This window comes from Marinobacter sp. EN3 (assembly GCF_000475315.1).
In the GTDB taxonomy this organism is placed as follows: Bacteria; Pseudomonadota; Gammaproteobacteria; order Pseudomonadales; family Oleiphilaceae; genus Marinobacter; species Marinobacter nauticus.
The window spans coordinates 58,496-79,789 of record NZ_AXCC01000018.1 but is presented as its reverse complement, the minus strand read 5'-3'; the positions used below and the strand labels follow the sequence as shown (position 1 = coordinate 79,789).

Annotated in this window: 17 protein-coding genes; 8 read left to right on the top strand and 9 right to left on the bottom strand. The window is 57.2% G+C overall.

Annotation, left to right across the window (positions count from 1 at the left end; translation table 11 throughout):
- Nucleotides 1-18 precede the first annotated feature (18 nt).
- Both Q675_RS25855 and rpmE read right to left on the bottom strand, forming a co-directional pair.
- A complete protein-coding gene (locus Q675_RS25855) occupies nt 19-1,284 on the bottom strand; it encodes a malic enzyme-like NAD(P)-binding protein (RefSeq protein WP_011784343.1) in 1,266 nt (421 codons plus the stop codon).
- Between the two features lie 213 nt (nt 1,285-1,497).
- On the bottom strand, nt 1,498-1,719 hold the full coding sequence (gene rpmE, locus Q675_RS25850; protein ID WP_014420566.1) for a 50S ribosomal protein L31: 222 nt from the start codon (nt 1,717-1,719) through the stop codon (nt 1,498-1,500).
- Nucleotides 1,720-1,909: 190 nt separating this feature from the next.
- Here rpmE and Q675_RS25845 point away from each other — a divergent pair, with 190 nt between their 5' ends.
- From Q675_RS25845 to hslU, 6 genes are all read left to right on the top strand, one after another.
- On the top strand, nt 1,910-4,126 hold the full coding sequence (locus Q675_RS25845) for a primosomal protein N' (RefSeq protein WP_051995603.1): 2,217 nt from the start codon (nt 1,910-1,912) through the stop codon (nt 4,124-4,126).
- A gap of 102 nt (nt 4,127-4,228) precedes the next feature.
- Nucleotides 4,229-5,839, top strand: a complete 1,611-nt coding sequence (locus tag Q675_RS38095) for a hypothetical protein (protein WP_023010973.1) — start codon at nt 4,229-4,231, stop codon at nt 5,837-5,839.
- A 156-nt stretch (nt 5,840-5,995) separates the two neighbouring features.
- Entirely contained in the window at nt 5,996-7,681 is a 1,686-nt protein-coding gene (argS, locus tag Q675_RS25840; RefSeq protein ID WP_023010972.1) for an arginine--tRNA ligase, read from the top strand.
- A 7-nt stretch (nt 7,682-7,688) separates the two neighbouring features.
- Nucleotides 7,689-8,315, top strand: coding sequence for an SPOR domain-containing protein (locus Q675_RS25835; protein ID WP_023010971.1), 627 nt, complete (start codon nt 7,689-7,691; stop codon nt 8,313-8,315).
- Between the two features lie 91 nt (nt 8,316-8,406).
- Nucleotides 8,407-8,937 (top strand): ATP-dependent protease subunit HslV, encoded by a 531-nt coding sequence (hslV, locus tag Q675_RS25830; protein ID WP_011784337.1) that lies wholly within the window; start codon nt 8,407-8,409, stop codon nt 8,935-8,937.
- A gap of 14 nt (nt 8,938-8,951) precedes the next feature.
- Nucleotides 8,952-10,283 carry an HslU--HslV peptidase ATPase subunit gene (hslU, locus tag Q675_RS25825; RefSeq protein WP_011784336.1) on the top strand — a complete coding sequence of 444 codons (1,332 nt, stop codon included), beginning with the start codon at nt 8,952-8,954 and terminating at the stop codon, nt 10,281-10,283.
- 85 nt (nt 10,284-10,368) lie between these two features.
- On the opposite strand, the gene Q675_RS25820 is transcribed toward hslU, so the two are convergent.
- The 3 genes from Q675_RS25820 to Q675_RS25810 all read right to left on the bottom strand — a co-directional run bounded on the left by Q675_RS25820 (nt 10,369) and on the right by Q675_RS25810 (nt 14,553).
- Nucleotides 10,369-11,610, bottom strand: coding sequence for a patatin family protein (locus Q675_RS25820; RefSeq protein ID WP_023010970.1), 1,242 nt, complete (start codon nt 11,608-11,610; stop codon nt 10,369-10,371).
- A 93-nt stretch (nt 11,611-11,703) separates the two neighbouring features.
- Nucleotides 11,704-14,010: a phosphoenolpyruvate--protein phosphotransferase gene (gene ptsP / locus Q675_RS25815; protein WP_023010969.1), complete on the bottom strand. Its 2,307-nt coding sequence runs from the start codon at nt 14,008-14,010 to the stop codon at nt 11,704-11,706.
- A gap of 12 nt (nt 14,011-14,022) precedes the next feature.
- The gene (locus Q675_RS25810) at nt 14,023-14,553 is read right to left on the bottom strand and encodes an RNA pyrophosphohydrolase (RefSeq protein WP_023010968.1); all 531 of its coding nucleotides are present in this window, start codon (nt 14,551-14,553) and stop codon (nt 14,023-14,025) included.
- 182 nt (nt 14,554-14,735) lie between these two features.
- Here Q675_RS25810 and Q675_RS25805 point away from each other — a divergent pair, with 182 nt between their 5' ends.
- Entirely contained in the window at nt 14,736-15,392 is a 657-nt protein-coding gene (locus Q675_RS25805; RefSeq protein ID WP_023010967.1) for an HAD family hydrolase, read from the top strand.
- 10 nt (nt 15,393-15,402) lie between these two features.
- Here Q675_RS25805 and Q675_RS25800 read toward each other — a convergent pair whose 3' ends face one another.
- Genes Q675_RS25800 through Q675_RS25790 form a run of 3 tightly spaced genes read right to left on the bottom strand, consistent with a single transcriptional unit; the run spans nt 15,403 to nt 17,936 of the window.
- Nucleotides 15,403-16,599: a class I SAM-dependent rRNA methyltransferase gene (locus tag Q675_RS25800; RefSeq protein ID WP_011784331.1), complete on the bottom strand. Its 1,197-nt coding sequence runs from the start codon at nt 16,597-16,599 to the stop codon at nt 15,403-15,405.
- 6 nt (nt 16,600-16,605) lie between these two features.
- On the bottom strand, nt 16,606-16,998 hold the full coding sequence (gcvH, locus tag Q675_RS25795; protein ID WP_022992066.1) for a glycine cleavage system protein GcvH: 393 nt from the start codon (nt 16,996-16,998) through the stop codon (nt 16,606-16,608).
- 47 nt (nt 16,999-17,045) lie between these two features.
- On the bottom strand, nt 17,046-17,936 hold the full coding sequence (locus Q675_RS25790; RefSeq protein WP_031211225.1) for a LysR family transcriptional regulator: 891 nt from the start codon (nt 17,934-17,936) through the stop codon (nt 17,046-17,048).
- Between the two features lie 113 nt (nt 17,937-18,049).
- On the opposite strand from Q675_RS25790, the gene metE reads away from it, so the two are divergent.
- On the top strand, nt 18,050-20,320 hold the full coding sequence (metE, locus tag Q675_RS25785; RefSeq protein WP_023010965.1) for a 5-methyltetrahydropteroyltriglutamate--homocysteine S-methyltransferase: 2,271 nt from the start codon (nt 18,050-18,052) through the stop codon (nt 20,318-20,320).
- A 114-nt stretch (nt 20,321-20,434) separates the two neighbouring features.
- On the opposite strand, the gene cpdA is transcribed toward metE, so the two are convergent.
- Entirely contained in the window at nt 20,435-21,241 is an 807-nt protein-coding gene (gene cpdA, locus Q675_RS25780) for a 3',5'-cyclic-AMP phosphodiesterase (protein WP_023010964.1), read from the bottom strand.
- Nucleotides 21,242-21,294 lie beyond the last annotated feature (53 nt).

Here is a 21,294-nt window from a genome sequence, read left to right as displayed (position 1 = left end):
AGCCAGACTACATCCCGATCAGATGATGTCGTCCATAGACTTCAGCGGGTAATGCGCGGGGTACGGATTGCGCGCAACACCGGAATCTACCGCAGCACGGGCCACAGCGGCCGGCACCACTTCCAGCAGACGAACATCCATCGGCTTTGGAATGATGTATTCCTTACCGAATTCGAACGAATCAACACCGTAGGCTTCACAGATTTCCTGCGGCACCGGCTCTTTGGCCAGCTCACGGATTGCGTTAACCGCGGCAACCTTCATTTCCTCGTTGATAGCGGTTGCACGTACATCCAGTGCACCACGGAAAATGAACGGGAAGCCAAGCACGTTGTTCACCTGGTTCGGATAGTCAGAGCGACCTGTCGCCATGATCAGATCATCACGGGTAGCCAGAGCCACTTCCGGGCTGATTTCCGGATCCGGGTTGGAACAGGCAAACACCACCGGGTTCGGTGCCATTTTCGCCAATTGCTCGGCAGACAGAAGGTCCGGGCCGGACAGACCCAGGAACACGTCGGCACCGTCGATGGCGTCGTCCAGAGTGCGCCTGTCGGTATCGTTGGCGAACATCGCCTTGTACTGGTTCAGATCATCACGACCAGAGTGGATCACACCCTTACGGTCGAGCATGAAGATGTTCTCAGAGCGCATACCGCAGCTGATCAGCAACTTCATGCAGGCAATGGCGGCCGCACCGGCGCCCAGACATACCACCTTTGCCTCTTCAATTTTCTTGCCCTGCAGCTCAAGAGCATTGATCATGCCGGCCGCAGTTACAATAGCGGTACCGTGCTGGTCATCGTGGAAGATGGGCACGTTACACTTTTCAATCAGCGCACGCTCAATCTCGAAGCACTCCGGTGCTTTGATGTCCTCGAGGTTGATACCACCAAAGGTATCGGCGATGCGCTCAACAGTTTCAATAAACGCTTGCGGGCTTTCGGAATTAACCTCGATGTCGAAGACGTCAATTCCGGCAAAGCGCTTGAACAGTACGCCCTTGCCTTCCATAACCGGCTTGCTCGCCAGAGGGCCGAGATTACCCAGACCCAGGATAGCGGTACCGTCAGAAATCACGGCAACCAGGTTACCCTTGGCTGTGTATTTGTAAGCGTTCTCGGGGTCCTTCGCGATCTCGCGGACCGGTTCGGCAACCCCGGGGCTGTACGCCAGGGAGAGGTCGCGGGAAGTCTGGGTCGGCTTCGTGATTTCAACACTCAGCTTACCCGGCCGCGGTTTGGCGTGATATTCAAGGGCTGCTTCTTTCAGATCTTGAGACATTGCCACTGTTCCGTTTGTCACGTTTAAAGGTAAATCCCGCTGGAGCTCGCCCAACGGAGCGCGCCATTATGGCGCGCCCGACCCAAAACGACAAGCCGAAATCGAATATTTTATGAACAGTCAATAGTGCATTTTGCGTATATAGCAAACTTTATTTTTCATTGGCGCACAAAAAAAGCGCCCAAAGGCGCTTTTTCAACATCCCGGCGCGGATCAGTCTTTCTTGCCACCGATACGGCTGCCGAAACGCTTCTGGAAGCGATCGATACGACCACCGGTGTCCATAACCTTCTGCTTGCCGGTGTAGAACGGGTGGCACTGGGAACATACGTCCAGCTGCAGATCGTGACCGATGGTGGAACGGGTCTTGATCACATTACCGCAGGAACAGGTAGCGGTGATGTCTTCGTACTTCGGGTGAATACCTTCTTTCATGGCGAACCTCGTTAGGTCATGCCGCTACCTGATCACGGGGCATTTTGGCTGCCCAGGTGCCAGGCACCGCATGTTTGAATCAATTGAAAAGACCGTGCACAATCAAGCCCGGCCAGAAACAGACCGCGAATCTTACTGACAAACCCGACCACAGGCAAGTATCTTGGCCATCCGGAACAGTCCGGATACCATGCAACCAGCCTACTTTTGCCCGCTTTCAGGATACGCAGTTACCGTGACACGGCCCTCAACCGCTCGCATCGCCCTGAATCGCCCGCTCCGGCGACTCTTTGATTACCGAATCCCGGAGACCATGACAGTCTCACCCGGGCAACGCGTGAAAGTACCCTTTGGCAGGCAAACCCTGACCGGCCTTGTGGTGGAAACCGGCGTGACACCACCAGACGGCATTACCCTCAAGCCGATCCTGGAAGTGCTGGAGCCGTGGCTCGCCTTACCCACAGCCACCTTCCAACTCCTTAGCTGGGCCAGCGACTACTATCAGCACCCCTTGGGTGAGTGCCTGTTCACCGCTCTGCCTCCCGCATTACGCCGAGGCCGGCCGTCACAGCAGAAACAGGATGAACACTGGCAAGGCACCCAAAACATCGCCCCACTGCCGGCCAACGCCCATCGACAGAAAGCCTTGCTGGAAGCCATCCAGCGCGCACCCGGCATATCGACCGGCGAACTGGTTAAAGCCGGCTTCAACCGCCCTCAGATCAAAAGCCTTCACGATAAAGGCCTTATCGAACTGAGCGATCCACAGCATCCGACTTCCAGCGAAAGCATCGCCACAGTAGACGGCCCCAGACTCTCACCCGCGCAACTGGCAGCGGCCAAAGAATTACCACAGGTTACAGATCGCTTCAGTGCCACACTTCTTTATGGCATCACCGGGAGCGGCAAGACCGAGCTCTATCTTCATTACCTGACACAAAAACTGCGGGACGACCAACAGGCTCTGGTACTGGTTCCCGAAATCAACCTCACGCCCCAGACCCTCGAGCGCTTCCGGCGTTACTTCGGCAACCGGATTGTGGCCTGGCACTCGGCCCTGAACGACAGCGAACGCCTGGCTACCTGGCTGAGAATCCGACATGGGGAACCGGTTATTCTGATCGGCACCCGCTCCGCCGTCTTGCTGCCGTTCACGAACCTTCGCGCCATTGTTGTGGACGAAGAACATGACAACTCCTACAAGCAGGGCGAAGGGTTTCGCTACTCGGGGCGGGACGTTGCTGTCTATCGGGCTCACCTGAATCAATGCCCCGTCATCCTGGGCTCAGCAACGCCTTCGCTGGAATCCTGGCACAACGCCAGGCAAGGCAAATACCACCTTATCCGCCTGGAACAACGGGCTGGCAATGCCTCACCTCCGGAAGTGGAGCTGCTCGACATCCGCAGCCGCCCTCTGGAAGCCGGCCTCTCGCGCCCCACCCTGAACGCTATAAAGGAAACACTGGCACGAGGTGAGCAGGCACTGGTATTTGTGAACCGGCGGGGATTCGCCCCCATCATGATGTGCTTCGATTGTGGCCACATGGAGGAATGCCCGCGCTGCGATACCCGACTGACATACCATCGCCGGGACAGAGCCATGCGTTGCCATCACTGCGACTTCCAGATGGCTGCAAGCCACAGCTGCCCCAAATGCCGGAGTGAAAATTTCAAACCCGTAGGCCAGGGCACAGAGCGCACCGAAGAAACCCTGGCCGAACAGTTTCCGGATACCCCCATTGTGCGGGTAGACAGGGACAGCACCCAGCGCAAAGGGAGTATCCAGAATATACTGGCTCAGGTTAACAGCGGTGCGCCCTGCATACTGGTGGGCACCCAGATGCTCGCCAAGGGCCATGACTTTCCCAACGTAACCCTGGTTGCCGTCGTCAACGCCGATGGAGGCCTGTTCAGTGTCGATTTTCGGGCGCCGGAACAGATGGTGCAGACACTTTTGCAAGTGAGCGGCCGCGCTGGCCGGGGCGAAAAACCCGGCAAAGTGCTTATCCAGACCTGCCACAGCGACCACCCGTTATTGAAATCGCTCTGTCAGGGTAACTATACCGCTCTGGCAGACCAACTTCTGGCCGAACGCCGAATCGGCGCCCTGCCACCATTCCGCGCCATGGCCATACTCCGCGCGGAAGCCGACACCATGCAGGCAAGCCTGCACCTGCTGGACACCATTAAACCCATGACGGCAGTGAGCGGCATAGAAACTTGGGGGCCGCTACCGGCGGTAATTGCACGTAAAGCCGACCGGCACCGGGCGCAACTGATACTGGTCAGCGATAGCCGGCGCCGACTCAACCACTTGCTTAGTCACCTTTGTCAGCACCTGGATCAGAGCAAGCTGCCGGCAAGCACTAAATGGATTGTGGATGTGGATCCTCAGGAGACCGGGTAATACCCTATACTCCAAAATGTGACACAGCGCCCACCATGCAATTCGTTACAATCTTTTTCAGAATTCCCCATTCGTAAGCATTTCGTTTGAATTGACTGTGCTATGATTTTCAGCCATATAACCAACAAACCTAGAAAGAAACCTGAGGTTGCGGTTCTCGTGCAGGGAATGCGCAGCGAAAAGGCTTTTGCTGTAAACGAAAACTGGAGATATAAAATGTCAGGGAAATTCCTTGCGCGTGCGTCGGCGTTGTCGCTGGCTGTTTTTTTGGCGGCCTGTGGCGGAGATGATAGTTCAACGCCGCTTGTGTCCGGAAACGGCTCCGGAGGTGGCGGAGATTCGACAGGCGGAAGCGGAACCAACGATGGCGGGCAGGAAGAAGTTATTGTCCTGGGTTCTGGCGAAGGCTCATCGTTCATTGAAGGACAAATAGAGTCCGAGATAACGAACCTGCCGCCAAGAGGAACTACCTCTCTTACCGTCTCTGCGGTTGACGCAGGCAATGGTAACAGCCTAATAGATGATCGCGATTTAGAAATAAGCTTCCGATCAGGTTGCCTGACCAATGGTACGGCAACTATTAGCACTCCCATTGTTACGGGTTCGGGCGTTGCAGAAACGACGTACACTGCAAGCGGATGCACTCCGACCGATACGGTGACAGCCTTTATTAACGGAACCCAGGCTACAGCCAGTATCGTGCTGAACATTGATGGCGCTGAAGCAGACCGAATTCTATCAAACGAACCGGAATTCACATCAATCGCCCCTGCAGGCTCAGGCTCTCTTTCCAGGCCTTCCGAATCAGAGGTCAGCTTCCAAGTAGTTGATCAGGCCGGCGACCCGGTGCCAAATGTCACAGTGAGCTTTCGAATAACTGGCGACACAGCCGCACCAAGCATTCCCGTAAGCATCGACCCGACTGAAGCAACATCTGACAACAACGGCGAGGTTTCAACATTGGTAATTGCCGGCTCGGACTCCACCGTCGTTCGAGTTATTGCGGGAATCGAAGCCTCAGATGGTAGCTTGAGTGAAACCCAGTCACCACCAATCGCGATAAACTCAACCATACCGATTGAGACGGGCCTAACTCTTGCCGCCAGCAACTTTATTCCGGATGCGCAGTTTACCGCAGGCATTACCGTAGACTTCAGCGTCTTTGCCACAGACAAAAATGGCCAGAATGTCCGAGGCAACACTACTGTAAACTTCACGACTACAGGCGGCTCAATAACACCTGAATGCCAATTAACTGAAGAAGGAACCTGCACTGTCGTTTGGAGAAGCCAGGATCCGTGGCAAACTAAGCCACAAATTACAGCGACAACGATAGGCGAGCTCAGCGCGGGCGGCGTAGGTACTATCTCCGAGACAGGAGAGCTATTTGTTTCGAGCTCCAGGGATCCATTAATTACACTTTCAGCAGGGCCAAGGCCTGATGAATACTGTGCATCGGTGTCTGTATTAGAGCGCTCAGGTGGCCGGATTCATCCTCCTGCAGGGACCGAAATTGCATTTACCATCACCGACGGAGAAATTCTGTCATCGGAGTCAACGAAAACGGTTCGGGGCAGCGCACTCCCGGCAGACGAAACTCAGTTCACCGCTTGCGTTTTCGCACAACGAAGTGACAGCGGTGTTCCAGCACGCCTGACAGCAACTGTCACAACACCGGGTGAAACGGTGTCCGAGGACTTAATTAGTCTGTAACGCCCCCCCAAAAACGCTTTAGATCCCAAGTAAGCCCGGCCCCAGCGCCGGGCTTTTTGCTTACACACCAACTTTCCGCGATAATACGCCCCTTCTATTTTCAACGGGCGCCCTGCCCTGACACCCATTCTTCTGCAAACCGAGTCATTCGACAGCATGAAAGAGACCGTATCCGAGCTTCTCCAGTCTGCACTGGCGACCCTGCAATCTGACGGCACACTGCCGGCAGACCAGAGCTTCACTCCTCAGGTGGGCAACACCAAAGACAAGTCCCACGGGGACTATGCCTGCAATATTGCCCTGGTGGCCTCCAAAGCCGCCGGCTGCCCACCTCGCAAGCTGGCCGAAGCCCTGGTGGCGGCATTGCCAGAGAGTTCTGCCGTGGAGAAAGTGGAGATTGCCGGGCCGGGGTTTATCAATTTTTTCATGAGCACTGCCAGCGCCTTCGGCATTGTGAACACTATCCTGGACGAAGCGCAGCAGTTCGGCCGCAACAACTCCGGTAACGGCGAAAAGGTTCAGGTGGAGTTTGTGTCTGCCAACCCCACCGGCCCTCTGCACGTGGGTCACGGACGGGGCGCCGCCATTGGCGATTGCCTGTGCCGCTTGCTGGAAGCCAACGGTTACGATGTTACCCGGGAGTTCTACTACAACGACGCCGGTGCCCAGATTAACAACCTGGCCCTGTCGGTGCAGTCCCGCGTTAAGGGCCTGACTCCGGAAGATGAAAGCTGGCCAGAAGATGGCTACCGGGGCGATTACATCGTCGACGTGGCTAACGCCTACCTTGCCGGCGAAACCGTGGTGGCTGACGACCGTGAGGTAACCGCAAAAGCAGATCCGGAAGACCGGGATGCCATCCGGGAATTCGCCGTCGCCTACCTGCGCCGTGAGCAGGACCTGGACCTGAAAGCCTTCGGGGTTCAGTTCGATGTGTATTTCCTGGAATCCTCTCTGTACGAGGATGGCAAGGTGGAAGCCACCGTTGAGCGCCTCAAGGCCAACGGTTACACCTATGAGCAGGATGGCGCCATGTGGCTGAAAACCACCGAGTTCGGCGACGACAAAGACCGGGTAATGCGCAAGAAAGACGGCGGCTACACCTACTTCCTGCCCGATGTCGCTTACCACCTGGACAAGTGGCAGCGCGGTTTTACCACCGTAATTAACGAGCAGGGCGCTGACCACCACTCCACCGTAACCCGTGTTCGCGCGGGACTGCAGGCCCTGAAGGCAGATATCCCCCAGGGATGGCCGGATTACGTTCTGCACCAGATGGTGATGGTGACCCGCTCTGGCCGGGAAGTAAAAATCTCCAAGCGCGCAGGCAGCTACGTTACCGTGCGGGATCTGATCGACGAAGTGGGCCGGGATGCCACCCGCTTCTTCCTGGCGGCGCGTCGCGTGGATTCCCAGTTGACTTTCGATATCGACCTGGCGCGCTCCCAGACCAATGAAAACCCGGTGTATTACATCCAATATGCCCATGCCCGGATTTGCAGCGTGCTGCGCAAGCTGGCCGCCGAGGGCGTACCGCGTGGCATGAACGAATGCGTCGGCGACCTGAGCCTGCTGACCCTGGATGAAGAGAAGGAACTGGCCAATCAGCTGGCGAAATACCCGGAACTGATTGCCAACTCCGCCGCCCAGCGCGAGCCGCACCACCTCACCCATTACCTTCGTGAGCTGGCCGGCCAGTTCCACACTTACTACAACGCCCACAAGGTGCTGATTGAAGATACCGGCCTGCGGGACGCCAGAGTCAGCCTTTACCTGGCCGTGCGCCAGGTGATTGCCAACGGCCTGGACCTGCTTGGCGTAAGCGCCCCAGAGGAGATGTAATCAGGCCATGGCCAGAGATTACGCCAGGAAAGATCGCCCTGCGGGCAAAGGGGCCGCCGCCAGCAAGCCCGCGTCCAAGCCCAAAAAGAGTGCACCCTCGCATTCACAGCATGGCGCATTGTCTATGAAAACCATCCTGTCTCTGGCCGCCGTGGGTGGCTTCATCGGCTTTATCGTCTACCTGAACACCTTGCCCGGCGGGCCGGAAACGGCCAGGCAAACTCCGATTCAGGAACAAACCCCGGTAGCGCCGAAGCAACCCGCCAACACCACGGCTAAACAGGATACCCGGCCGAAAGAGCAGAATTTCCGATTCTACGAAATGCTGCCGGAATCCGAGGTGGTGCCGCCCAAAGTGGAAGAATATACCCCGGGCCCGGCCATGCAGGAGTTCGATTATGTCGTACAGTCCGGCTCGTTCAGGAGCAAGGAAGATGCCGAGCGACAGCGCGCGCAGATCGCCTTCCAGGGACTCAGAGCTCATGTACAGCGCATCGATCTCGACAACGGAAGTGTGTGGTACCGCGTGAATGTGGGGCCATTCAACTCCCGCAGCCAGATGAACTCGGCGGTCGACAAGCTGGTGACTATCAATATCCAGCCTCTGGTGCGGAAGATCCCGAAAGAAGGCTGAACTATGTTCAGCCACCTCCCCTGCTCTTGAAATCCCGCCCCGCGCCTCCATAAAGCCAAAATACAAATTCAAACAGGCAACTGGAGCGCCAATGACCACGATAGTTTCCGTACGCCGGGAGAATGAAGTCGCCATGGGCGGTGATGGCCAGGTATCCCTTGGCAACACCGTTATGAAAGGCAATGCCCGAAAGGTACGCCGCCTGTACAACGGCCAGGTAATTGCTGGTTTTGCCGGTGGCACCGCCGATGCCTTCACCTTGTTCGAACGATTCGAGGCCCAGTTGGAAAAGCACCAGGGCAATCTCACCCGTGCCGCTGTAGAGCTGGCCAAAGACTGGCGCACAGACCGCGCCCTGCGCAAGCTGGAAGCCCTGCTGGCCGTTGCGGACAAAACCGCTTCTCTGATCATTACCGGCAACGGCGACGTAATCGAGCCGGAGCAGGGGCTGATCGCCATCGGTTCCGGCGGGCCGTTTGCCCAGGCCGCCGCCCGGGCGCTGCTGGAAAACACCGAGCTCAGCGCCCACGAAATCGCCGAGAAGGCGCTCGAAATTGCCGGCGACATCTGCATTTACACCAATCAGAACCGCACTCTGGAAGTGCTGCCCATTAAAGACTGACGACCGGAGCGACCATGTCTGCAATGACTCCCCGAGAGATTGTCCACGAACTGAACAAACACATCGTGGGCCAGGAAGAAGCCAAACGCGCCGTCGCCATTGCCCTGCGTAACCGCTGGCGCCGCATGCAACTGGACAGCAGCCTGCGGGATGAAATTACCCCGAAAAACATCCTGATGATCGGCCCCACCGGCGTCGGCAAAACCGAAATTGCCCGCCGGCTGGCCAAACTGGCGGATGCCCCCTTCCTGAAAGTGGAAGCCACCAAATTCACCGAAGTGGGCTATGTAGGCCGGGATGTTGAGTCCATCATCCGCGACCTGGCCGACATGGCGGTTAAAATGCTGCGCGAACAGGAAATGAAGCGGCATGAACACCGTGCACTGGATGCCGCCGAAGACCGCATTCTGGATGCCCTGCTGCCGCCCCCCAGGGATTTTAACGAAGACAGCCAGCGCACCAATGCGGACTCCTCAACCAGACAACTTTTCCGCAAGAAACTGCGGGAAGGCGAGCTGGACGACAAGGAAATCGAGATCGATTTGCGCAGCAGTGGAGCCGGCGTGGAGATCATGGCGCCTCCGGGCATGGAAGAGATGACCTCCCAGTTGCAGAGCATGTTCTCCAACCTGTCTTCGGACAAGCGCAAAACCCGCAAGATGAAAGTGGCGGATGCCATGAAGCGGGTGAAGGACGAAGAAGCCGCCAAGCTGGTGAATGAGGAAGAGATCAAGCAGAAGGCCATTCAGGCGGTTGAGCAGAACGGGATTGTCTTTATCGATGAGATCGACAAGGTTGCCAAACGCTCGGAAAACACCTCCTCGGATGTGTCCCGGGAAGGCGTTCAGCGCGACCTGTTGCCTCTGATTGAAGGCAGCACCGTAAGCACCAAATACGGTTCCATTCGGACCGACCACATTCTGTTTATTGCCTCTGGCGCCTTCCACCTGTCCAAGCCTTCTGACCTGATTCCGGAACTGCAGGGCCGCCTGCCGATTCGCGTGGAGCTGCAGGCGCTGACGCCGGACGACTTCAAGCGCATTCTGACCGAACCGGATGCCTCGCTGGTGCAGCAGTATGAAGCGCTGATGGGCACCGAAGGTGTGAAACTGACCTTCGCCGACGATGCCATCGCCCGCATTGCGGAAGTGGCTTACAAGGTGAACGAAACCACCGAGAATATCGGTGCGCGCCGCCTGCATACCGTGCTTGAGCGCTTGCTGGAAAGTCTGTCCTACGACGCCGGCGACCAGGTCACCGATACCTTTGAGGTGACAGCGGACTACGTTGACGAGAAGCTCGGCGAGCTATCTGAAGACGAAGACCTGAGCCGCTACATTCTCTGATTCGCGGTTTCCTGAAATGCCAACAAAAAAGCCGGAGGGGATAACCTCTCCGGCTTTTTCATGCCCGTATCGGCAACATCAGTACTTATTCTGCCTTTGAGAACAGGTGCGTGACGGTACTGAAGCCGCTCGCAATCCGGTTCTTCTCGCCCTGCTTCTTGCGACCTTTGGCCACATACAGGGGCAGCATTTCACCATACAGGCTGGTACTGATGGTTCTCTGCTCATCCTCAAGACGATCCCGGCGCAGCGTAATGCCGTACTTGCGCAGTTTGGGCTCCAGTTCATCTGCCCGCCGGAGCAGATCTCGGCGGGTCATCTGATAGGCGTGCTCACACACCATACGGCGACTCTGGAAGCTGAACACGTTTGAGAAAAACAGCTTGGCGTCATCCCGGGTGGGCTCAAACAGCAGTATGTCCTTATCCGGATAATCACGAGCGTACTGGGCAATACCCGACTGCATACGGGAATAAACCATGGTCCGGAACATCTGGGACAACAGATTCGGCATTCCCGAACGGGTAAGCTCTCCCGGCTTCATGGTCCCCGCGCGTACCGCAGCACTGGCATCAATGGGCACCTGGGGATTGACCGCCAACACCAGATCCGCGCCATCTTCAAAGGCGACAGAAGCATGCAGCCCCTTTCTCAGAGTGCCATCCACGTAATAGCGACCATCAATCTCGACCGGTACGTACAGACCTGGCGACGAGGTGCTGGCCTGAACCGCCCGGGATATGGGGACGTGATCGTACCCGGGCGCACCAAAGCAGACTGCCTCTGTGCTCTCCACGTCTGCAGCAACCACATACAGACTCCGCTTGAGCTGACGAAAATCATTCGTGCGGCCAAGCATGGTGAAGGCGCGTTTCAGATACTCGTGCAACCCCTCGTTATCGAAGAGTCCGGCCGGTGCCGCCTGGGCCAGAATAGTCATGGCTTCCAGCAGGCTCTGATCGTATGGGTTGTTCACGAACCGGCTGACCGCCGTTGAAAGCAGGCCAGGCACGGCGAGCAGTCTGCGCCCGATCTCACGCAAGGCAGGACGATAGAAGACCTCAGGGTGGAACGGATGCACCTCAGCTTCGTTCCGGACGAAGATGCGGCAAAGCTGGGCCGTGGTCATCTGGTTTGCCAGGTTCGCAGCCACAAAAGAGCCAGCGTTTACGCCCACATAGACGTCTATATTATTAAAATCGAGACCATCCAGAGCTTCGTCCAGAGCCCGCAGGGCACCGATCTCGTAAATGCCACCCAGAGGGCCACCACCGCCAAGGGCGAGGCCGATTCTCGGTGCTGGCTTGAGCTCGGTCGCTGTCTTCATTGCCTGTCCTTATCGGATACTGCTGCAGGATTTCAGTTATCCAACAACCTAACAAGGGAATTTAGAGTGCGCACACTATAACCCTCACGATGCTCAGGAAACGGCCTGTTCTGCCAGCGCTGCCGACGAGGTACGGGCAGGGCGCAAGTAGCGACCAAAACCGGCATTGCGTAACGCCAGATCAACACAGCTCTTGATGACATGGGGCGAATCCAGCAGCAGCACATCCTCCAACAGTTGGATGGCCCATTCCCGCCCCACGCTGCGGATCACGGATTTCACTTTCGGCAGACTCGCTGCGTTCATCGACAGGGAGTCATAGCCCATGGCCATCAGTAACAGCGCGCCGCCCGGATCACCCGCCAGCTCGCCACAGATACCCACCGGCTTACCCACCGAATGGGCATCCTGAGCCACCCGCACCAGCGCCTGCAGTACCGCCGGATGATAGGAGTGATAAAGCTGCGCCACCCGCGGGTTGTTGCGGTCTACTGCCAGCAGGTATTGCGTCAGATCGTTGGAGCCCACCGACAGGAAGTCCACCCGCTCCGCCAGCTCACGAATCTGGTAAACCGCGGCCGGAATCTCCACCATCACACCCACCTTGGGCATATGAATGTCGTACCCTTCTTCACGAACTTCGTGATAGACCCGATAGATCAGGTGCAGGGACTCCTCCACCTCAGAAATATTGCTGATCATCGGCAACATGATCTGCAGGTTGTTCAGACCCTCACTGGCCTTGAGCATGGCCCGCACCTGAACCAGGAAGATCTCGGGGTGGTCCAGCGTTACCCGGATACCGCGCCAGCCCAGGAACGGGTTTTCTTCCTGAATAGGGAAATAGGTGAGTGCCTTGTCACCGCCAATATCGAGGGTTCGCATGGTCACCGGATTAGGGGCAAAGGCCTCCAGCTGTTCCCGGTAGTATTCCCGCTGCTCCTGCTCTGACGGGAAGCGATCCTTGATCATGAACGGCACTTCGGTGCGGTACAGGCCAATGCCCTCGGCACCATGGGAAAGAGAGCGCACCACGTCGGTCATCAAACCGGTGTTCACCAGCAGCGAGACCCGATGACCGTCAGTGGTCTCACAGGGCTTGTCACGCAATGCTTCAAGGCCCCGAACCAGTTCGTCTTCTTCGTCGCAGATGGCCTGGAAAAAGGCTCTAAGATCGGCCGAGGGAGACGCGAAAATCTGCCCTTCGAAACCATCTACCACCAGTTCCCGGCTATCTAGCTGGTTAACCGGGATGTCTACCAGCCCCATCACCGTGGGCACGCCCATAGCCCTGGCCAGAATGGCAACGTGGGAGTTGCTCGATCCCTTAACCGAGACCAGTCCAACCAATTGACCTTTGGGCACTTCACCGAGCATGGCCGGCGTCAGCTCTTCACTCACCAGCACGGTGCGCTCGGGATACTCCAGATGCTTCTGCTCACCTTCCTGCAGGTGTGAGAGTAATCGGCGGCCCAGATCACGGATGTCGACTGCGCGTTCTTGCAGGTACAGGTCGTCCATCATCTCGAAATGACGAACATACTGCTGAACCACCTGTTTCAAGGCGCCCTGAGCCCATACGCCTTCCCGGATTCGATTCGCCACTTCACCCGGAAGCGCCTCATCTCCCAGCATCCGCAGGTAGACATCGAACAACGCTTGCTCTTCCGGCCGGAGCTGGGACGCAAGGCGGTTGGCAACGCGTTCGATATCTTCCCGCACCGCCGAAACAGCTGAACGAAAGAGCTCCAGCTCCTGGTCAATGTCTTCGGTCGGCTTTTCCGGAACCACGTCCAGATCGGCAGCAGGATAAACCACCACACCCGTTCCAATGGCGACACCCGGCGCGCCGGGAACACCACTAAAACTCACATCCCGCGCTTCCTCACCCGTCAGCGAAAGACCACTGATGGCCCCTGTCGCCTCGCTGTGGGCAATCACACCTGCCAATTGAGCTGAAACCGTGACCAGAAAAGCTTCTTCACCTTCATCGAAGCAACGGGAACTCTCCCGCTGCTGCACCACCAGCACGCCCATTACCCGGCGATGGTGGATAATCGGCACCCCCAGAAACGAGCGAAAGCGCTCCTCACCGGTTTCCGGGAAGTAACGGTAGCGCGGGTGGGATGGCGCATCTTCAAGATTGATGGGTTCCTCACGGGAACCGACAAGCCCCACCAGACCCTCGGAGTAGGCCAGGCTGACCTGACCCACGGAGTCTTTGTAAAGGCCTTCGGTGGCCATCAGGATGTAGCGATTAGAGGCGGGATCCAGCAGATAAACCGAGCAGACCTCTGTGCCCATGGCCTTTTGCACCCGCGATACAATGATTTCCAACGCCTCCTGGAGATCGCGGGCGCTGTTTACCTCTTGTACTAGACTTCGCAGGATGCTCAGCATGGAGTCAGTCCGTCATTTCTGATGTTCCTTCATACGCCGTGGGTTCTCGGCCCGGTGCCACTGCTCCATGTTATGAAACAGTCTTGGGGCCAGCTCCCTCAACGCGCGTCTGTATACTTCTCGTTTAAATGAAACCACCTGCCCCAACGGATACCAGTAGCTCACCCACTGCCAGCCGTCGAATTCCGGTGAATCCGTGCCATCCACGCGTACATACGCATCTGGCGATAACATCCTCAGCAGGAACCATTTCTGTTTTTGCCCCACGCATACGGGGTGCGAGTTATGGCGTACCATCCTCCTCGGAAGCCGGTAACGCAGCCAGCCCCGGGTGCAGCTGATGATTTCCACATCGCTGGCACACAGGCCGATTTCCTCTCCAAGCTCCCGGTAGAGTGCATCCTCGGGGGTTTCGTTGTGCTTGATCCCACCCTGAGGAAACTGCCAGGAGTCCTGCCCTATTCGCCTTGCCCAGAGAACTTCTCCCCTGTGGTTGGCCAGAATGATTCCGACGTTGGGTCTGAAACCGTCTGAGTCGATCACGGCACAGTCCTCGTAGTAGTCGGCTGCCGGTTATTTTTTAACCGGCGAAAATTGTCCAAGTTGCTCTCATTCTTACAGAAACCCAAGACTTCGGCAAACGGAGCTGTTGGCGGCACGTTACTGGCGTGCCGTGGTAGACTGTCGCCTTTGCCATGACGCCTGTACGGATGGGAGGAGAAGGCTTGACGCTCGCGATTTTTGATCTGGATAACACTTTGCTGGCCGGGGACAGCGACCACGCCTGGGGCGAATTCCTGGTGGAAGAGGGCATGGTGGATGCGGAGGAGTACAAGCGGGCCAACGACCGCTTCTATCAGGAATACCTGAATGGAGAGCTGGATGTTTTCCATTACCAGCGCTTTGTGCTGGCGCCGCTCACTCGCCACAACATGGATGAGCTCGAGGACTGGCGGGCGACTTTTATGGCCAAGAAGGTGCAGCCGATGATGCAGGACAAGGCGGTGAAGTTACTCGCAGACCATCGTGAGCAGGGTCACACGCTGATGATTATTACCGCGACCAACCGTTTTATTACGGAGCCCATCGCGGAATTGCTGGGCGTGGATCACTTGATTGCCACAGAGCCTGAGCTGGTGAACGGGAAGTTTACCGGCGAAGTGGCGGGCACACCGAGTTTTCAGGAAGGCAAGGTGGAGAGGCTGAACGACTGGCTGGCGGCCCACGGTGAGAGTCTCGAAGGTGCCTGGTTCTACAGCGACTCTCACAATGATCTGCCGCTGTTGCGGAAGGTGGACAATCCCGTGGCGGTGGATCCGGACCCTACCCTGGAGAAAACGGCAATTGAGAATGGCTGGGCGGTGATTTCGCTGCGGGCGTAACGCCCGCAGATCACAAAAACCCAGTCAGGGAACGCACAAAGCAGGACTTGATATAGTCCGTCTCCGGAATGCCCGGTACGATCGGATGATCCGGCGCCTGGTGACCCTGTTCCAGCAACTGCACAAACCGGTCGATCTTGCGGCCGCTGCTACGAATAATATCGATCAGCTTTTCCTGGGAAAGGTGCATGGAACAGGAGGCCGACACCAGTAGTCCGTCGCGTTCCAGCAGCCGGAGCCCCAATTGATTCAACCGGGCATAGGCCTGCTCACCGGCTTTCTGGTCCCGGCGGCGGGGAATCAGTGCGGGCGGGTCCAGCACCACGATGTCGAATTTTTCCTTTTCGTCCGCCAGGGCTTTCAGGGCATCAAAGGCATCGCCTTCAATGGTATCCACGTTTTCCAGCCCATTCAGTTTGGCGTTGTGGTGTACCGCATCTACAGCGGCTGACGATGCGTCCACGCAGGTCACCTGGGATGCGCCGGCGCAAGCGGCCTGAATGCCCCAACCGCCCACGTAACTGAACACATCGAGAACTTTTTTGCCGGGCGCGTAGGCCTGCAGGCGCTGGCGATTCATGCGGTGGTCATAGAACCAACCGGTTTTCTGGCCGCCCGCCAGGGGCACTTCAAAGCGGGCGCCGTTCTCTTCCACCAGTACGGTGTCGGCTTCCGGACCGTGGGCAAATTCCACATAAGTATCCAGCCCTTCAACCTTGCGCATTTTTCCATCGTTCTTCAGCACGATGATGCGGGCATGAGCCAGGCGCTGGACGGCACGGACAATAGCCTCCTTCATCTGCTCCATGCCGGCGGTGGAGATCTGCACTACGACGACATCATCGAACCGGTCTACTACCAGGCCAGAGAGACCATCGCTGTCGCCGAATACCCAGCGATAAAAGGGTTTATCAAACAATCGCTCCCGCAGGCTCAGTGCCGCCTCCATGCGATCAGTCAGCCGCTTGGGGGTCATGCCGTGAGCAGCATCACGACTGATCAAACGACCGCAGATCAGGGCATGGGGGTTCACAAACGCCACCCCCATCGGTTTGTCGTTCGATGCCCGAACCTGCACCTGCGCGCCGGGCTGAAACTCCGTTAGCGGGCTGCGGCGGGTATCCACCTCGTTGCTGTACACCCACAAATGACCGGCCCGGAGACGACGTTCTGCGCCTTTGCGCAGATAGAGAACGGGGAATTCCATCAACAACTATTCCTCAGCAGCCACGTGTTCAGCGTAGGCAGCCGCATCCATGAGGCCTTCCAGCTCGCCTTCGTCGGCCAGCTTCACCTTGAACATCCAGCCATCGCCGTAGGGGTCTTCGTTAACGATTTCCGGTTCGTCTTCGAGCTTTTCGTTGATCTCGATGACCTCGCCGGTTACCGGACTGAATACGTCTGAGGCGGATTTCACGGATTCTGCCACTCCGGCTTCTTCGCCGCCGTTTACCGTTGCGCCCGTTTCCGGCACACCGATGTAGACCACATCTCCCAGCTGCTCCTGGGCAAAATCGGTGATGCCCACGGTGGCGGTGCCGTCAGCGTCAACGCGCACCCACTGGTGAGTTTCGATGTACTTCAGATCAGAAGGGATTTCACTCATGATTTGTGTGTCCTGTGATAATTTTCCGCGCAGTTTAACCGAAGAGATTAGTTCCAGCGAATGCTGCGGGCCAGCTTCACGAACGCGTTCAGATAATCCACCGCCTCGTCACGCTCCCGGAAACCCAGAAAAATCTGTTTGGGCATACCTTGTTGACCGAGTTTCAGGGCTCTGATGGGCATGTTCCGGGCATAGTCATCCACCAGCCAGCGTGGTAACGCACTCACCCCTCGCCCTGCAGCAACCATCTGCAACATGATATCGGTGGTCTCAATGGTCTTATGGCGTGCCGGTGCGGTATGCGCCGGCAGAAAAAACCGCGTGAAGATGTCCAGACGCTCTACTGCCACCGGATAAGTAATCAGCGTTTCTTTTTCGAGTTGATGCGGCTCTACCCATTTTTCATCGGCAAGCGAATGATCTTCCGACACCACCAACACCTGTTCATAATCGAACACGGGCTCAAAACGTACACCGGGCTTATGCAACGGGTCCGGGGTAACCAGCAAGTCGATATCATGACCAAACAACGCGCCCATGCCGCCGAACTGGAACTCCTGTTTCACATCCACATCGACATCCGGCCACTGCTGCAAGTAAGGGCCTACTACTCTCAGAAGCCATTGATAGCAGGGGTGACACTCCATGCCAACTCGCAAGCTGCCGCGCTGCCCTTGGGCAATCTGGTGAATCTGCATCTCAGCGTGTTCAAACTGCGGGAGCAAACGATTGGCCAATGCCAGCAGTTGATGACCAGCCTGAGTCAAACGCAACTGACGCCCCTCTCGGAGCCAGACCGACGTGCCCAGTTGTTGCTCCAGCTTACGAATAGCGTGGGACAACGCCGACTGGGTGAGGTGTAGCTGTTCCGCCGCAGCCGTCAGCGAGCCCTGGCGCTCCACCGCTCGCATGATTTCCAGATGATGCCGCTCGACCATGACCTGTCCGTGAATCTTTTTCATGATTTAGTGAAATAATACCATTTTTATTCATGCAAAAGCCCGCCTAACCTTGAGGCCTGACTCACCACACAGGATTCAAGGACTCGATCATGGCAACCACACATAACCTCGGCTTCCCCCGTATCGGTGGCCAGCGTGAGCTGAAATTCGCGCTGGAAGACTATTGGGGCGGCCAGCAAACCGAACAGGAACTGGCCATCACGGCAGCCGATCTGCGCCGGCGTCACTGGCAGCAACAGGCCGGGCTCGATTACGTGCCGGTAGGCGATTTTTCCCTTTACGACCAGGTGCTGGATATGTCCGTCACTCTGGGAAACCTCCCCATCCGGGCCGCCAGCAAAGAAGGCTCGGAGCTGGACGCTTACTTCCGTGCCGCACGTGGCCGGGGTGCCAATGATAGCCCCTGCTGCGCCACTGCCGCTGGCGAGATGACCAAGTGGTTTGACACCAACTACCACTATATTGTGCCGGAGCTGACAGCTGACACTCACTTTGAACTCAATCCGGAACGACTGTTAACACAACTGTCCGAAGCACGGAAACAGGGACTCAACGCAAAACCCGTGATTATTGGCCCGGTGACCTATCTCTGGCTGGGAAAAAGCTCGGATGGAAGCAATCCTCTGGATTTGCTGGAGCGCCTGCTACCGGTGTACTCCCAACTCCTGGAAGCCCTGGCGGATGCCGGCGCGGAATGGGTTCAGATTGACGAACCTGCCCTGGTCACGGACCTGGACGCCAACTGGCGTTATGCCTTCAATCTGGCTTACCACCAGCTCAAAACGAACCGCCCGAAACTGCTATTGGCCACCTATTTCGGCGAGCTCAGGGACAATCTTCAGCTGGCGTGCGAATTGCCCGTTGCAGGACTGCACATCGATGCCATCAGCGCGCCGGCCGAAGTCAGTCGCGTGGCAGACTGGCTGCCGAGTCACAAGGTGCTTTCTCTCGGTGTGGTCAACGGTCGCAACATCTGGAAATCGGATCTGAACAGCACCCTGGGCTGGTTGGAGCCCCTGAACGAAAAACTGGGCCAACGTCTGTGGCTGGCACCGTCCTGTTCGCTTCTGCATGTCCCTGTCGACCTCTCCCGGGAACAGGAGCTTGATAGCGACATCCGCAACTGGCTGGCGTTTGCTGTACAGAAACTCGACGAACTGCAGATTCTTGCCAGAGCACTGAACGAGGGCCGCAGCAGTGTGCGCGCCGAGCTGGCAGACAACCAATTGGCCATCGATAGCCGCCGAAACTCCCATCGCGTGACCAATCCGGAGGTTCGAAAGGCCGTTGCTTCGGTTACACCTGAGCTTGGCAATCGCCAGAGCCCCTACCCTCAGCGAATCGCCCGCCAGCGGGAGAGACTAAATCTGCCCGCCTTCCCGACCACGACCATCGGATCTTTCCCACAAACCCGCGAGATTCGACAGGCGCGACTGCAATTCCGTAAGGGCGAGCTGAGCGAACAGGCTTACATCGAACAAATGCGAGCAGAAATCGTTCGTTGCGTGGAAGAGCAGGAAAAGCTCGGACTGGATGTCCTGGTACACGGCGAACCCGAACGTAATGACATGGTGGAATACTTTGGCGAGCAACTGGACGGCTATGCCTTCACGCGCTTCGGCTGGGTTCAGTCTTACGGTTCGCGCTGCGTGAAACCGCCGATTCTGTTTGGCGATATCCGCCGACCCCAGGCCATGACCGTGGAATGGATCCGCTATGCCCAGTCGCTGACGGACAAACCGGTGAAAGGGATGCTGACCGGCCCGGTGACGATTCTGAACTGGTCTTTCGTGCGGGATGATCAGCCTCGCAAGGATTCCTGCCTGCAACTGGCCCTGGCGATTCGCGAGGAGGTTCAGGATCTGGAACAAGCTGGCGTAAACATTATCCAGATCGACGAAGCCGCTCTGCGCGAAGGCCTGCCGCTGAGACAGTCGGACTGGGCAACGTATCTGGAGTGGGCGATCAACAGCTTCCGCATCGCCGCCAACGGCGTAGATGACAGCACCCAGATTCATACCCATATGTGCTACTCGGAGTTCAACGACATCATCGAAGCCATTGCCCGTATGGATGCCGATGTCATCACCATCGAGACCTCGCGGTCAGACATGGAACTGCTGGATGCGTTCCGGAGCTTTGAATACCCCAATGACATTGGTCCGGGCGTATACGACATTCATTCGCCCAACATTCCGGACAAGGAACACATCATCAACCTGATGACTCTGGCAGCTGAACGTATCCCCGCAGAACGGCTGTGGATTAACCCGGACTGCGGCCTGAAAACCCGGAAATGGGAAGAAGTGACGCCGGCACTGGAAACCATGGTGGCGGCAGCGCGGGAGCTGCGCAGCTGAGTTCTGAGGATTCAGAACGGCAGGTGTACTGAGCTGAATGCACCTGCCGGGTTGCAGCGCTGCCCGGATTAAGCGAGGCTTGACTCAGACAGAACAGCCTGAGGCAAGCCTTAATCAGTACCCGGAGCTGTCCTCATCCAGGTCAAACTCGAAACTGTCTGCCCGGCGGACTTCCGTCTTGAAGCTACCTGAGGGATCAAGTTCCAGCCAGCGATAACCCGGTGCCAGAGGTTCCACGGCAAAGTCACTGGATCCTGTGGCGAACTGGATGCAAGTAGAAGGGGTGGCCAGCAGGCAAGCACCATTGCGCTGCTGCTCAAGCTCTTGATGGATATGGCCCCACAGCACTACCCGAACCTGCGGATGCCGGTCAATCACTTGCCAGAAGGCGTCCCGGTTTTTGAGCCCGATTTTTTCCATCCAGTCTGAGCCGATATCCACAGGGTGGTGGTGCAGGCTAACCACAGCAGGCATCTCTGGTTGCTCGGACAAAGCCCTGTCGAGAAAACTCAGCTCATCGGCCGAAAGCTCTCCAAACACCTTGCTGTGTACCGAGGAATCGAGCATGACAAACTGCCAGCCGCCCTGGATCCATTGTTTCTGATCAGAGCCGGACTCCGCCGCAATGGAAGACAAGAGCGCGGAATCGTCATGATTGCCAGCAATCCAGAGCGAGGGGCAATCAAACGCCTTCAGTTGTTCAGCGAAATAGCGATACGCCTCCGGCGATGCATCCTGGGTGAGATCTCCGGTGGCAAGAATCAGGTCGGGCTGGCCGTGATTGCGAAGCACTTCGTTAATCACCGCCGCCAGGCTGTCACGGGTGTTGACTCCCAGCAAGGCGCCATCCGCAGACGCCATCAGGTGCGGATCGGTAAGCTGCAACACATTGAGTGGGCGCGCCGTTGTGGGTTTGGTCATGCCAGGCCTGTTCTGTTTTCTGCAAGCAGTTGATAATCCAGACAAGTGTACGA

Coding starts and splice junctions, on each gene's coding strand:
- Q675_RS25820 (WP_023010970.1), bottom strand. CDS start 11,610: ATGAAGACAGCGACCGAGCTCAAGCCAGCACCGAGAATCGGCCTCGCC.
- rpmE (WP_014420566.1), bottom strand. CDS start 1,719: ATGAAAGAAGGTATTCACCCGAAGTACGAAGACATCACCGCTACCTGT.
- Q675_RS25790 (WP_031211225.1), bottom strand. CDS start 17,936: ATGGTCGAGCGGCATCATCTGGAAATCATGCGAGCGGTGGAGCGCCAG.
- Q675_RS25845 (WP_051995603.1), top strand. CDS start 1,910: ATGCAACCAGCCTACTTTTGCCCGCTTTCAGGATACGCAGTTACCGTG.
- hslV (WP_011784337.1), top strand. CDS start 8,407: ATGACCACGATAGTTTCCGTACGCCGGGAGAATGAAGTCGCCATGGGC.
- metE (WP_023010965.1), top strand. CDS start 18,050: ATGGCAACCACACATAACCTCGGCTTCCCCCGTATCGGTGGCCAGCGT.
- argS (WP_023010972.1), top strand. CDS start 5,996: ATGAAAGAGACCGTATCCGAGCTTCTCCAGTCTGCACTGGCGACCCTG.
- gcvH (WP_022992066.1), bottom strand. CDS start 16,998: ATGAGTGAAATCCCTTCTGATCTGAAGTACATCGAAACTCACCAGTGG.
- Q675_RS38095 (WP_023010973.1), top strand. CDS start 4,229: ATGATTTTCAGCCATATAACCAACAAACCTAGAAAGAAACCTGAGGTT.
- ptsP (WP_023010969.1), bottom strand. CDS start 14,010: ATGCTGAGCATCCTGCGAAGTCTAGTACAAGAGGTAAACAGCGCCCGC.
- Q675_RS25855 (WP_011784343.1), bottom strand. CDS start 1,284: ATGTCTCAAGATCTGAAAGAAGCAGCCCTTGAATATCACGCCAAACCG.
- Q675_RS25835 (WP_023010971.1), top strand. CDS start 7,689: ATGGCCAGAGATTACGCCAGGAAAGATCGCCCTGCGGGCAAAGGGGCC.
- cpdA (WP_023010964.1), bottom strand. CDS start 21,241: ATGACCAAACCCACAACGGCGCGCCCACTCAATGTGTTGCAGCTTACC.
- hslU (WP_011784336.1), top strand. CDS start 8,952: ATGTCTGCAATGACTCCCCGAGAGATTGTCCACGAACTGAACAAACAC.
- Q675_RS25800 (WP_011784331.1), bottom strand. CDS start 16,599: ATGGAATTCCCCGTTCTCTATCTGCGCAAAGGCGCAGAACGTCGTCTC.